Annotated in this window: 13 protein-coding genes; 8 read left to right on the top strand and 5 right to left on the bottom strand. The window is 34.6% G+C overall.

Translation table 11 applies throughout. The features are described 5' to 3' along the window. A partial coding sequence (locus AAEO59_RS10345; RefSeq protein WP_341700662.1) for an HYR domain-containing protein occupies window positions 1–1364 on the bottom strand: 1364 nt, incomplete at its 3' end. 203 nt (window positions 1365–1567) lie between these two features. Then, window positions 1568–2611 carry a sensor histidine kinase gene (locus tag AAEO59_RS10340; protein ID WP_341700661.1) on the bottom strand — a complete coding sequence of 348 codons (1044 nt, stop codon included), beginning with the start codon at window positions 2609–2611 and terminating at the stop codon, window positions 1568–1570. Window positions 2612–2851: 240 nt separating this feature from the next. Here AAEO59_RS10340 and AAEO59_RS10335 point away from each other — a divergent pair, with 240 nt between their 5' ends. Continuing rightward, entirely contained in the window at window positions 2852–3391 is a 540-nt protein-coding gene (locus AAEO59_RS10335) for a GDSL-type esterase/lipase family protein (RefSeq protein ID WP_341700660.1), read from the top strand. 10 nt (window positions 3392–3401) lie between these two features. Continuing rightward, window positions 3402–4388: an aldo/keto reductase gene (locus AAEO59_RS10330; protein ID WP_341700659.1), complete on the top strand. Its 987-nt coding sequence runs from the start codon at window positions 3402–3404 to the stop codon at window positions 4386–4388. A gap of 46 nt (window positions 4389–4434) precedes the next feature. Here AAEO59_RS10330 and AAEO59_RS10325 read toward each other — a convergent pair whose 3' ends face one another. Continuing rightward, on the bottom strand, window positions 4435–5331 hold the full coding sequence (locus AAEO59_RS10325; RefSeq protein ID WP_341700658.1) for a LysR family transcriptional regulator: 897 nt from the start codon (window positions 5329–5331) through the stop codon (window positions 4435–4437). A gap of 98 nt (window positions 5332–5429) precedes the next feature. Here AAEO59_RS10325 and AAEO59_RS10320 point away from each other — a divergent pair, with 98 nt between their 5' ends. Next, window positions 5430–6041: an NAD(P)H-dependent oxidoreductase gene (locus AAEO59_RS10320; protein ID WP_341700657.1), complete on the top strand. Its 612-nt coding sequence runs from the start codon at window positions 5430–5432 to the stop codon at window positions 6039–6041. A 65-nt stretch (window positions 6042–6106) separates the two neighbouring features. Here the strand turns inward: AAEO59_RS10320 and AAEO59_RS10315 are convergent, their stop codons facing one another. Further along, window positions 6107–6556, bottom strand: coding sequence for a hypothetical protein (locus AAEO59_RS10315; RefSeq protein ID WP_341700656.1), 450 nt, complete (start codon window positions 6554–6556; stop codon window positions 6107–6109). A 200-nt stretch (window positions 6557–6756) separates the two neighbouring features. Between AAEO59_RS10315 and ilvD the strand changes: the two genes are divergently transcribed. The 5 genes from ilvD (at window position 6757) to AAEO59_RS10290 (ending at window position 12309) form a co-directional block, all read left to right on the top strand. After that, the gene (gene ilvD, locus AAEO59_RS10310) at window positions 6757–8445 is read left to right on the top strand and encodes a dihydroxy-acid dehydratase (RefSeq protein ID WP_341700655.1); all 1689 of its coding nucleotides are present in this window, start codon (window positions 6757–6759) and stop codon (window positions 8443–8445) included. Window positions 8446–8707: 262 nt separating this feature from the next. Further along, window positions 8708–8977 (top strand): hypothetical protein, encoded by a 270-nt coding sequence (locus AAEO59_RS10305; protein ID WP_341700654.1) that lies wholly within the window; start codon window positions 8708–8710, stop codon window positions 8975–8977. 503 nt (window positions 8978–9480) lie between these two features. Next, window positions 9481–10893 carry a 23S rRNA (uracil(1939)-C(5))-methyltransferase RlmD gene (gene rlmD / locus AAEO59_RS10300; RefSeq protein WP_341700653.1) on the top strand — a complete coding sequence of 471 codons (1413 nt, stop codon included), beginning with the start codon at window positions 9481–9483 and terminating at the stop codon, window positions 10891–10893. 80 nt (window positions 10894–10973) lie between these two features. After that, window positions 10974–11510 (top strand): DUF6452 family protein, encoded by a 537-nt coding sequence (locus tag AAEO59_RS10295; RefSeq protein WP_341700652.1) that lies wholly within the window; start codon window positions 10974–10976, stop codon window positions 11508–11510. Then, on the top strand, window positions 11482–12309 hold the full coding sequence (locus AAEO59_RS10290; RefSeq protein ID WP_341700651.1) for a DUF6048 family protein: 828 nt from the start codon (window positions 11482–11484) through the stop codon (window positions 12307–12309). Before AAEO59_RS10295 ends, AAEO59_RS10290 begins: the two co-directional genes overlap by 29 nt. 179 nt (window positions 12310–12488) lie before the next feature. Here AAEO59_RS10290 and xylA read toward each other — a convergent pair whose 3' ends face one another. After that, window positions 12489–13814 carry a xylose isomerase gene (gene xylA, locus AAEO59_RS10285; protein ID WP_341700650.1) on the bottom strand — a complete coding sequence of 442 codons (1326 nt, stop codon included), beginning with the start codon at window positions 13812–13814 and terminating at the stop codon, window positions 12489–12491. Window positions 13815–13819: the final 5 nt, after the last annotated feature.

The following is a 13819-nucleotide window of genomic DNA, read 5'->3' as shown; positions in this document are numbered from 1 at the left end:
GGTAAACCGGCTGTTTGTACGGTTGATTGTCCCGAACAATTGTCAGTTCCTACAGGTGCAACATAAGTTACTACGGCACTACACAATCCTGTATCGGTTGATTGAACAATATTGCCCGGACATATTATTGCCGGAGCTTCTGTATCGTTGATCGTTATATCAAATGAACAAGAAGTTTTGTTTCCACTGGCGTCAGTTACTTCAAAAGTATTTGTCGTTTTTCCTTTAGGAAAAGCACTTCCCGATGGTAAACCGGCTGTTTGAACGGTTGATTGTCCCGAACAATTGTCAGTTCCTACAGGAGCAACATAAGTTACTACGGCACTACACAATCCTGTATCGGTTGATTGAACAATATTGCCCGGACATATTATTGCCGGAGCTTCTGTATCACTTACAGTAACCGTAAAAGAAGTTATTGCTTCTCCACAACTATTAGAAGCTTTAGCCCAAACCTTTGTAGTACCTATAGGAAAAACATAAGGATTAGATATTGTAGCTCCAAAATTTGAAAGACTATAAGTCACTGTTGGTGCAGGTGTCCCAGTAATTGTTAAATTAGCACCCAAAGTGATACTAGCACCACATGTATTCGTTGTATTATTTATTACTCCACTTGCAGGAAGATTGCTGGCAGAAATGGTTGGAGTATTACATCCACCAACAGTTAATGCTATATCGCCTGAAGTTCCTCCTCCAGAACCTGAAACACTAAACAAATATACTCCAGCTGGAACACTGCTTGCCACTGTAAGTGAAAGAGTCGTTGGAAGGGAATGGTTTTGAATTTTAGGAAAATTTAATGGATTAGGTGAAAAACTAGCACTAACACCCGTGGGCAAACCAATTGCAGTTAATGTCGTAGTAAAATCATTATTACCATTATCCCTTGTGACATTAAAATTATAGGTAACAACACCCCCAACTCCTGTATTAACTGTTCCATTTTGTGTTGGATTATTAAAAGTAACTGAATTACCATCAGTAAAAAATATTTCGTAAGAGAATCCTGAACTTGAACCTAAAGCACCAAGTAATAAATCGGCACCTAATTCACAATCATTCACATACCAGGAAGCTGTAAAATTACCATTTTCATCGGCTACTGTAGTCCAGGTTTCGTGCGGTGGCGGTGTTACAGGCCCACAATCCACGGTAGGATTTGTAAGATTTTCAACTTCAAGCAACACAGTTTCACCCGGATGCCAACCTGTACCTGTAATATATACCGTTTCGCCAGGAGCATAATCCAAATCGGCCTGATCAAGCATCACTATTTGCCCAAAAGAGGTATTGACAAACAGTAAATTAGCAATAAAAAAAACAAAAAATAGTAATCTGTTAGTGGGTAGAGTTGTTTTCATACACAATGAATTAAAATAAACAAAACTTGTCTAATCGTAATTATTTGAAATTAAAAGGGAAAAAATATTTTTCCACTTAAATTCAATCTAATTGTAACTAAATTATACAATTAGAAAAAGAATATTTCACATTGTCGATGAAAACACAAAAAAAACTACCAACTACATAATCAGCATTTTAGATTTTATTATTAAGAATATTTCTAAAAAGAAATTGTAAAAACAGCTCCTTTATTTTTACCTTCACTGTAAGCTGTTAAGTGTCCATTATTGCGTTCTACTATTTGTTTACACAAATACAAACCAACACCAGTTGATGCCTCCTTGAAAGTTCCTAAACGGCTCATTTTAGTAAATTTATCAAACAATTTAGATTTATCATTTTCATGAAAACCAATTCCATGATCTTTCACTTCAATAAAAATCTGTTTTTCAACTTTGTAACTGCAAATTTCAATTTCAGAATTGGGAAACGAAAACTTAATTGCATTACTCATTAAATTATATATAATCCTCAATAAAAGTTCCTGATCTATAATTAGTTCGGCTGTAGTTAACTGTAGATTATAAACTAATTTTATGTTCTTTGCCAAAGCATTTTGTGACAATTGACTCTCGACTGTTTGAATTATTTTACCTATATCAACTTTCCTCAACTCTAGATTTGTTTTCAGAATAAGATCCTGCTCTCTAAGCATTTTGATGAAATTCTCAATATAACTAAACTGTTCTGATGAAGATTCACAAATTAATTCAGCTAACTCTTTAACAAATTCTGAAGGATTGGTTTCTAATATCATTGTCGCTAATGATTTTGGATTTCCTGCAAATGTTTTCAAATCATGGGAAAGCAAATAAATAAGATCCTGCTTTTCGGCTATAAAAGCTTCACTTTCTAATATCGAATCATGTATATTAAACAGTAACAATCCAGCTTCATCCGAATAATGTATTGGTAAATCAGTAACTTTACGTTTTAATTTATAATCCTGTAAAGCTTTCGAAGCCAATTCAATAGGTCTAATCAATTTTTTTAATACCGCCAGAGTAACACCTGTCGCAAGTAAAGTCATCACTAAAGAAAAAACTAATAAACTTGCAGGAGTAAAATTATTTTTAGCAAAGAGTACAAAAAACAAAATTCCGATTAACGGAATATGGATACCAATAAAAGCTACAAACAAAAACTTAAAAGCATAGCTCTTTTTTAAAAAACCTATAGTTGATAATTTTTCATAAAACCTCATAATTAAAGCTATTTTGGGGTTTACCAAATGTACGAAAAAACTACATGATAAAACTATATTATCAAACAGTTTTTTTAAAATTTCAGCTGCAATAATTTTATTAGTTTTGCTAACAATAATTATTCATTTAATTAACCAAAACTTAATTGCTCTATGCTGGATTGGCCCTATTTAAAAAAATATCAGGAAGAAAACCAGAAGCTTTTACAACAAAGTTCAATCGAAAAAAGGATTGTATTTATGGGTGATTCAATTACTGAATTTTGGAGCAAAGAACATCATCTCTTTTCACAAAACGGTTCTTATATCAATAGAGGGATTAGTGGACAAACCACTCCACAAATGTTAGTACGATTTAGAGCTGATGTCATTGAATTAAAACCTGAAATTGTTGTAATTTTAGCAGGAGGAAACGACATTGCCGGCAATACAGGACCATCCGATACTAAAATGATTTGTGACAATATTTTCACCATGATTGAATTAGCGCAGCTTCATAAGATAAAAGTCATCCTTTGCTCTGTTTTACCAGCTAATTTCTTTTATTGGAATCCAAAAGAAAAACCTGCCAACCGAATAATTGAATTAAATACAGCATTAAAAAACTATGCTGAAATTCAAAATATTACTTTTGTTGATTATTATACCGCAATGGTCGACAACGAAAATGGCTTAAAAACAAATTTATCTGAAGACCGTGTTCATCCCAATACTGCGGGTTATGAAATGATGACTCTATTGATTGAAAACGCTATTAAAGTAACTTTAAATAACAACTAAAAATTATAAAATGAACTATCGAAAACTGGGAAAAACCAATTTTGAAATATCTGAAATTGCACTCGGAACCTGGCAGGTAGGAGGAAAATGGGGTTCCCCATTTAATGACCAATCTGCCGACGAACTTCTTAATACAGCTGTTGACAGAGGTATTAATTTTATTGACACCGCTGATGTTTATGAAAACGGTTTAAGTGAAAAAGCAGTAGGGAGACTTATTCGTTCCCGTTCCGAACGTATTTATGTAGCAACTAAATGTGGTCGCCATATTAGCCCTCATGTCAATGAAGGTTATCAAACTAAAGTGTTGCAAAAATATGTAGAGGACAGTTTACAAAGATTAGGATTAGAAACACTAGATTTGATTCAATTACACTGCCCTCCTACCGAAGTTTTTTACCGTCCGGAAATTTTTGAACTTTTTGACAAATTAAAAAAAGAAGGGAAAATTCAGAATTTGGGTGTAAGTGTCGAAAAAGTGGAAGAAGGTCTAAAAGCAATGGAATATGACAATGTGACTTCAATTCAGATTATTTTCAATCTTTTTAGACAACGCCCTTCAGAACTACTTTTTGAACAGGCCATGAAAAAAGATGTCGGAATCATTGCACGTGTTCCTTTAGCCAGCGGACTTTTGACTGGAAAATTCTCTGAAAAATCTATTTTTGATAGTAAAGATCATCGTTTTTTTAACCGTGAAGGAGCTGCTTTTGACAAAGGAGAAACTTTTTCAGGAGTAAATTATGAATTAGGTTTAATTGCGGTTAACGAACTGAAAAAGTTATTTCCTGAAGTTCAAAATCTGGCACCAATTGCCTTGCAATGGATTTTAAGTTTTAAAGAAGTAAGTTGTATTATCCCAGGAGCATCAACTGAAAGTCATGTTTTATCTAATCTGTCAACATTAGATTTACCGGCATTAACTCCTGAAAAAATTGCCGCTATGAACGAAATTTACAATCATTACATCAAAAAAGAAGTGCATAATTTGTGGTAAAAAAATCAAAAAATCAACACAGATAATTGACGTCATCTGTGTTGATTTACATCATCACTTTCCGGAATAAATCTTTAATTAAATCCAGTTCCTTATTATAAGTCGTATTTTTTCTGTTAGCGAAATAAAGAGTGTTTTTCAACTTTGTATGTCCTTCCCAAAGTACCTTTACAGTTCCATTTTCGATTTCCTTTTGACACAAAAAATCAGGAATAACGGCCAGTCCATTTGCATTACTTAAACAACGAACAATTGAATGAATATTTGGAACAATATAGTTGGGTCTGAAATCAGGAAAATTGCCAAAATTCAATTGCCAAAAACGAAAAAGATGCTCCATATCCCCTGTGGTTCCGTACCACTTTTGCGTTTTTAAATAACTTTCTGCCTCTGCATATTTTTTTTGTTTTACTAACTGCTGAAATTCCGAATCATCAAGCTGACTACCTCCCACTAAAACAATGGTTTCCGAAGAAAAAGCCTCATAAGTAATATTAGAAGAACTTCCTTTTTGAGGAGAAATAATCAAATCTAAAATTCCTTTATCTAAATTTTCGAGCATTTCCGGATATTCACCAAAACGAATAATAACATTGAACGGTAAACTCGAAATATATTGCTCTAAAGTAATTTGAAAAGTTTCAAAACACATCCCAATACTAATGGTTGGCGCATGTTTCTCAGTACTTCTCTGAAAATTCTTTTCGGTTTCTTCCAGTATTTTCAAGCCTTCCGCAATAGCATTATACAATATTTTCCCCCTTTCGGTTGGAATCATTTTGCGTCCGGTACGGTCAAAAAGTTTATACCCCACATAACTTTCTAAAGAACTTAAATGTAAACTCACTCCCGGCTGGGATATAAACAATGCATCGGCAGCACTAGTTAATGTTCCTGTTTTATAAATAGCTTTAAAGGTGCGATACCATTCTAAATTAACCATAACAAACTATTAATATTATAATACAAATGTATAAATTATATTATTTTAATAATACATATATCCATCATAACTTTGTAACAACAAAAAGATAATCAATTATGAAAAAGATACTTATCATCAATGCAGGACAAAATTTTGGTTATTCAACCGGTTTATTTAACAACACAATAACTGAAACAACTCAAAAATTCTTAAGTCAATCAAATGATATTAAAGTTCAAACCACGACTATTGAAAAAGGCTATTCTGCCGAAGAAGAAGTGAGCAAATTTGCCTGGGCCGATGTTATCATCTACCACACACCGGTATGGTGGTTTCAAGTACCACACAATTTTAAAAAATACATTGATGAAGTTTTTACAGCGGGACACAACAAAGGAATTTATCGCAGCGACGGTAGAAAATCCGACAATCCTGAAATCAATTATGGAACCGGAGGATTAATGCATGGCAAAAAATACATGCTCACCACCACCTGGAACGCTCCAGCGACAGCTTTTACACTTCCGGGAGAATTTTTCGATCAAAAATCGGTGGATGAGGGAGCTTTCTTTGGCTTTCACAGAATGAATGCTTTCACCGGAATGAAACCTTTAAAAAGTTACCATTTTCATGATGTAGAAAAAAATGCCAACGTCGAAAAAGACATGAAAGCATACCATGAACATTTAGAAGCAACATTCTCTGATTGTCTGTTAGCTTTAAACTAAAAAGCAAAATCCGTCTCTATCCCGATAGCTATCGGGAATCGGGACGGATTTTTTTCGATTTATTTTTATTCTTTTATTTCTTCAAAAAGAAATTCAGGATTACTATAATCTATTGGTTCACCCTTTAAAAAAGACGGAATCCCCATATAAACCGAAATTACTCCTTTACCCAAAAGCAATTTATTTTTTTGCTTCAACAAAGCTATAGGATACCTTTTTAAAACTCCGCCACCATAGGGCGAGTAATAAAAACTCCCTTTAATGGTATCTCCTATTATAATCCCTCTTACTTCTCCGGAATCTTTTTGCGACTGTCCGTACTGAATTTCATACTGCCCAAAAAAGCTATTATCTTCCAATTGAGTAAACCGAAGCAAAGCGGTGTCTTTATTATTGACAGCACGATAAAAATACTGTTTGCCGTTTTTTATGCTGTTATCACAACTAAAAAAAACTACACAAAAAATAATTCCTGCCTGTAAACCTATTCTACTTAGCTTAAAAAAACTATTCATCTTTATAAATCTTAAAAACAAAGATATTAATCCCAAGGCTAAATTTAGTATTCTTTCCAAAAGATGCTACTTTTCAATAATATTATCAATGCTTTTCTATTTTCTGCAAAGATTTAACTTAAAAGATTACTTATCTTTGCCACCGAAAAAAAATAAATAATCATACAACTTTTTAAAAGTATATAAAATCAAGATTTATTATGAGAAGTGATGAAGTAAAAAAAGGACATCAAAGAACACCGCATAGATCATTATTCAGAGCAACAGGTTTAACAGATGAAGATTTTGACAAACCATTCATTGGTGTTGCCAATTCTTATATCGAAATTATCCCTGGGCATTTCTTTTTGGATCGTGTATCGAGAGTGATTAAAGAAGAAATTAAAGCGAATGGATGTGTACCTTTTGAATTCAACACTATCGGAGTAGACGACGGTATTGCCATGGGACATGACGGAATGCTTTTTTCATTACCATCTCGTGAAATCATTGCGAACTCTATCGAATCGGTAATGAATGCGCACAAACTGGACGCTATGATTGCGATTCCTAACTGTGACAAAATTGTTCCGGGTATGATTATGGGAGCTCTACGTGTAGACGTTCCTACTATTTTTGTGAGTGGTGGACCAATGAAAAAAGGACATACTAAAGACGGAGTACCTATCGATTTAGCTACCGCTTTTGAAGCCGTTGGAAAACACGAATTAGGTGAAATCACTGATGAAGAATTAAAAGATATCGAGTGTAATGCCTGTCCTTCAGGAGGAAGTTGTTCCGGAATGTTTACAGCTAACTCTATGAATACGTTGATGGAAGCAATGGGAATTGCTCTTCCCGGAAACGGAACTATCTTAGCTTTAACAAAAGAGCGTGAAGAATTATACCGTCAGGCGGCTAGAAGAATTTGCGAAATTGCCAAAGACGCTGCGCAAACTGAAAAATTCAAACTAAAAAATATCCTTAACGAAAAAGCCGTAAGAAACGCATTTGCAGTAGATATGGCTATGGGAGGAAGTTCGAATACGGTATTGCACATGTTGGCGATTGCCAAAGAAGCTAATGTAGATTTCAACCTAGAAGATATCAACAGCATCTCTAAAAGAGTTTCGCATATCGCTAAAATTTCTCCAAGTTTGTCAACCGTTCACATGGAAGACATCAACACTGCGGGTGGAGTAAATGCCGTGATGAAAGAAATGACAAAACGTGGTGATGATATCTTATTAGACAACCTAACCATTACCGGAGAAACACTTTTGGAAAAAATCAAAGACGCTTACATCAAAGACACCAATATCATTCACACGATTGATAATCCTTATTCTGAAGTAGGTGGATTGGCTGTTTTGTACGGAAACTTGGCTGAGCAAGGAGCTGTAATCAAAACTGCAGGAATTACCGGAGACCGTGTATTTACTGGAAAAGCCGTTTGTTTTGACGGACAGCCTGAAGCTATCGAAGGAATTTTAGGCGGAAAAGTAAAAGCTGGTGATGTGGTTGTTATCCGTTACGAAGGACCAAAAGGAGGTCCGGGAATGCAGGAAATGCTTGCTCCTACTTCTTTAATCATGGGAATGGGATTAGGAAGCAAAGTAGCTTTAATTACCGATGGTCGTTTTAGTGGAGCAACTCGTGGTGCTTCTATTGGTCACGTTTCTCCGGAAGCTGCCGAAGGTGGAATGATAGGTTTATTGAAAGATGGTGACGAAATCCATATTGACGTTGACCAATACATCTTATCGGTTAACTTATCTGATGAAGAAATCGCTAAAAGAAAGGCAGAATTCGTTCCATTGAAAAAAGAATTAACTTCAAGATGGTTAGGACAGTACCGTTCGCTTGTAACAAACGCTAGTAACGGTGCGGTTTTAAGATCGGATTTGTAGTTTTTTCAAATTGAAATATTGAAAGATTGAAGGATTAAAAGATTCCTTCTTTATAAATAGAAAACCTCGTTTTACTTTATAGTGGAACGAGGTTTTTTTATGACATCAAATAATATTTTGTAAGAATATTTTATATATTTGAAAACTATAACGCGAAACAAACTTTCGCCAATCTACCCGATTTTGGGTGTATATACGAAAGTTTGTTTCGCTTATTTACTAGTTGTGCGCAATTTAAAAGAACTTTACGCTGATTAAAAACGTGATTGAATTAGAGAAATATTATTCCGAAGAAAATTGGAAAGGTTTTTCAAAAACTTTTGAAAGTGTCAATGCACCAAAAAATTTGATGATGACATTAAATAATGATGAAGAATTAGCGAAAGTTATTTTTGGGATTCTTCAAAATGAAAGTTTTGATTGGCTAAATAAAAATATTCCAGCATTAGATAATTTAAAACCGATTAGCTGTCTTGAAAATGGACATCTTTCAAAACGGTTAAAAGTTTGCTTAACAAGAATGCCTACATAAAAAGTAAACAATGGATGAAATAACAATTAATATGCAGAAAATAATAGTCGAAACGTCACAAAATAGACTTAAAAAGAAATTATCTCCCAACTGGTGCTCGATTGCATCGAGTACCTTCTCCCACATGAAAATACATCGTAGCCATTGCATCGCGGCTAAAAACTAAAACTCCCCTGCCCCAAATTACTTCCCTGTATAATATTTCAATAGAAGTTCAATGAACTTCGTTTGCAGCGAAAAGCAGGATTGGGCTCAAATAAAAACAAGTCAACATCCCGTCAGTTCGAATTGAAAACTAATTGGCAAAAGAAAATTAGTTTGAAGTATCGAGAACACTTATATAAACGAAACTTCTCGTCCCGATAGCTATCGGGACAATTTTTCTTCATTTCATTACGAAAAATCACTCGAAGTGACGTTTACAACTATAACAAAAAACACTCTTTTCAAAAATATTTCCCAAATTGAATTTATAAAAGCGCACAAAAACTTATTTTTGCGCCATGGGTAGAAAAAATACAGACAAAGTTGTCTTTCATCAGATAAAAGTCCTTGATGCAGGAGCAAAAGGCGTTTCGGTAGCGAAGGCTCCGGATGGTAAAGTAATCTTTATCCCGAATGTAGTTCCGGGAGATGTGGTTGATGTGCAAACTTTCAAAAAGCGCAAGGCGTATTATGAAGGAAAAGCAGTGAAATTCCACGAATTATCAGAGCATCGTGTAGAACCAATTTGCGAGCATTTTGGTGTTTGCGGCGGCTGCAAATGGCAAAACATGAACTACAATCAGCAATTATTTTTCAAACAAAACGAGGTAAAAAATCATTTGCAACGTATTGGAAAAATTGAATTACCAGAATTCGAAGCTATTTTAGGCTCAGAAAAGCAATTTTTCTACAGAAACAAAATGGAATTTTCGTTTTCCAACAGTCGTTGGTTAACTGAAGCCGAAATAGGAAGCAGCGAAGAATTAGACAATAAAAATGCTTTGGGTTTCCACATCCCAAAAATGTGGGATAAAATTCTCGATATCAAAAAATGTCATTTACAAGAAGACCCATCGAATGCAATTAGAAACGAAGTACGTGATTTTGCTAACGCAAACGGACTGACTTTCTTTAATCCAAGAGAACATTCCGGATTATTGAGAACGCTGATGTTACGTACAGCTTCGACAGGAGAAATCATGCTTTTAATTCAGTTTTTTGAAGACGATCAGGTCAACAGAGAATTGCTTTTGGATCATTTGTATGCGAAATTCCCTCAGATTACTTCCTTGCAATATGTGGTAAACAATAAGGCCAACGACACTTTGTACGATCAAAATATCATTTTATACAAAGGACGTGATTATATTTTGGAAGAAATGGAAGGATTGAAATTTAGCATTAATGCGAAATCTTTTTACCAAACCAATTCGGATCAGGCTTACGAATTATACAAAATCACTAGAGATTTTGCCGGATTAACCGGAAATGAAACCGTTTACGATTTATATACCGGAACAGGAACTATTGCGCAATTCGTTTCTAAAAAAGCGAAGAAAGTTATTGGAGTAGAAAGTGTTCCAGACGCTATTAAAGATGCTAAGGCAAATGCCGAACGCAATAAGATTGACAATTGTGAGTTCTTTGTGGGAGATATGAAGGTGGTTTTCAACGATGCTTTCATTGCCCAACACGGACAGCCAGACGTCATTATCACCGATCCACCACGTGACGGAATGCACAAAGATGTAGTAGAACAAATCCTGAAAATCGCGCCTGAAAAAGTGGTTTATGTAAGCTGTAACTCGGCTACTCAGGCTCGTGATTTGGCACTAATGGATGAAAAATACAAAGTAAGCAAAGTACGTCCCGTAGATATGTTCCCTCAAACCCATCACGTGGAAAATGTGGTACTTTTAGAAAAAAGATAATTAGTACTTCGCACCTAGTCCTTAGTGCGCTTTGATAAGCAACTAAGGACTAAGGACTGAAGACTATTGACTAAAAAGTTATGAAAAAAATACTTTTATTACTGTTTGTACTAAGCTTCTCCTTCTCTAGTTGTGAGAAAGATGATATTTGTGACGCCAATACGGTTACAACTCCACGTCTTGTAATTACTTTTTATGATTACAACAATTCATCTATCGAAAAAAATGTTAGCAATTTAAGCATCTTTGGTGATGGTATGGAAGAAGCTGTTACCTTCAGTGGAAGCACTTTAATCAATGGAAGTACGGTTTCTATCCCTTTAAAAGTAAATGCTGAAACTACCAAATTTCATTTTATTTTGAATTATGGAAGTACCAACGTAATTGTACCTGCAAATGAGGATATCATTACTTTTAATTACACCACTAAAAACATTTATGTTTCCCGTGCCTGTGGTTATAAAACCAATTTCACTTTAAACCCTGATACTTCCGACACGAAACCTTTTGAACACACCGATGCAGCAACTCCAGATCAAAAATGGATACAATATATTGCTGTAGAAAATAGTAATATTGATAACGAAAATGAAACACACCTTGCGATTTATCATTAGTAGCCTGCTGATTTTGTCTTTGTTATCAGCTCATGCTCAAGAAACTACAACAACAAACAAAGACAGCATAACCCAAGGAATTATTCCTAAAAATGCTGCTGTGGCAAAAAAAACTACAGCTGTTACTCCTAAAACGGATACAATCATAACTCCTGTAAAAAAAGACCGCTACGGACTGCGTTTAGGTGTTGATTTATTTAAACTAAGCCGTACTTTTTACGACAAAGATTATAAAGGAATTGAATTAGTGGGTGATTATCGTTGGGATAAAAAACACTTTATTGCTGCCGAAGTTGGTAACGAAAATAAAACTACCGATGACGAACGCTTGAATTTCACCACCAAGGGTTCGTATTTAAAAGTAGGTTTTGATTATAACGGTTACGAAAACTGGCTGGATATGGAAAACATTATTTCTATTGGTCTTCGTTATGGTTTTAGTACTTTCAACCAACAATTAAATACTTTCAAAATTTACAATCCTAATCAGTATTTTGGAGAAATTCCACCTTTAACTTCTGGACAAAAATACAATGGTTTAACAGCCAGCTGGATAGAAGTTGTTGCCGGAATGAAAGCGAAAGTTTTTAATAATGTATTTGTAGGTTTCAGTCTTCGCTTCAACCGTTTAATCAGTAACAAACAACCAAGTGGTTTCGAGAATCTTTATATTCCGGGATTCAACCGTACTTATAACGGTGATTTTGGTGTTGGGTTCAATTATACTGTCACGTATTTCATTCCTATGTTTAAGAAAGTGGCAAAACCAACAACTTCTAAAAAAACAGAGAAAAAATAAAAATAATAGTCTTCAAAATAATATTTGAATACACTAATTGATATTCAAAATTTATATAGAAGATTTACAAAAAAACAGCAACTTTTCAACTGTTGTTATCCTAAAAAAGAAAATGTTATCAATACTTTTTATTCGTACTGATAACATTTTCAAAACTAATACTATTTTAAAAGAATTTTTTAAATATACTGATTGATTATATTTTCAAAAAGTTCTTGTTTACCACTTTGTAATTGTAGTTCTCCGTTTTCCTGAGCGATTTTGTACAAATCCTCTAAACCTAATTTTCCATTTTCGAAATCTTTACCTTTTCCTGAATCGAATGAACTGTATCTTTGAGTTCTTAATTGATCATAAGGAGAAGAAGCAATGATTTTATCAGCTGTTAGTAAGGCTCTTGCAAAAGTATCAGCACCACCAATGTGCGCTAAGAAAACATCTTCCATATCAGTTGAGTTTCTTCTGATTTTAGCATCAAAATTAACTCCACCACCTTGCAATCCTCCGGCTTTCAAGAATACCAACATCGCTTCGGTAATTTCCTGAATGTTGTTTGGAAATTGGTCTGTATCCCAACCGTTTTGGTAATCACCACGATTCGCATCTAAACTTCCTAACATTCCTGCATTTGCGGCTACTTCAATTTCGTGTTGGAAAGTATGTTGTGCTAATGTCGCGTGGTTTACTTCGATATTGATTTTGAAATCATCTTGTAAACCATATTTATTTAAAAATCCAATAGCTGTAGCCGAATCAAAATCGTATTGATGTTTCATTGGCTCCATTGGTTTTGGCTCAATGAAGAAATTTCCTTTGAATCCTTGAGCGCGAGCGTAATCTCTTGCTTTTACTAAAAATTGTCCCATGTGGTCTAATTCACGCCCCATATCAGTATTCAATAAAGACATATAACCTTCACGACCTCCCCAGAACACATAATTTTCACCACCTAAAGCAATTGTTGCATCCAAAGCTAATTTTACCTGTCCTCCGGCTCTTGCCACAACATTAAAATCAGGATTAGTAGCAGCACCATTCATATAACGTGGGTTAGAAAAACAGTTAGCTGTTCCCCAAAGTAATTTTGTCCCTGAAGCAGCTTGTTTCTCTTTTAAATACTCTGTAATAGTAGCTAATCTTTTTTCAGATTCAGCGAAAGTAGCCCCTTCTTGTACCAAATCGTAATCATGGAAACAATAGTAATCAAATCCCATTTTAGTGATAAATTCAAAAGCTGCATCCGCTTTGTCTTTAGCTGCCTGAATTGGGTCATTAGCTAAATCCCAAGCAAAATTTTGCGTTCCAGGTCCAAATGGATCAGAACCTTGTCCACAGAAAGTATGCCAGTAAGCAATTGAAAATTTAAACCAGTCTTTCATGGTTCTCCCTGCTACTACTTGATCTGGGTTGTAGTATTTAAATGCTAAAGGATTGTCTGATTCCTTTCCTTCAAATTTAATTTCGCCGATACCTTTAAAGTATTCTTTATTACCTATTAAAGCCATTTTAT

The organism is Flavobacterium flavipallidum, assembly GCF_038289905.1.
In the GTDB taxonomy this organism is placed as follows: Bacteria; Bacteroidota; Bacteroidia; order Flavobacteriales; family Flavobacteriaceae; genus Flavobacterium; species Flavobacterium flavipallidum.
Note: the sequence above shows the minus strand (reverse complement) of the source record. Positions and strands in the feature narration are given on the sequence as shown.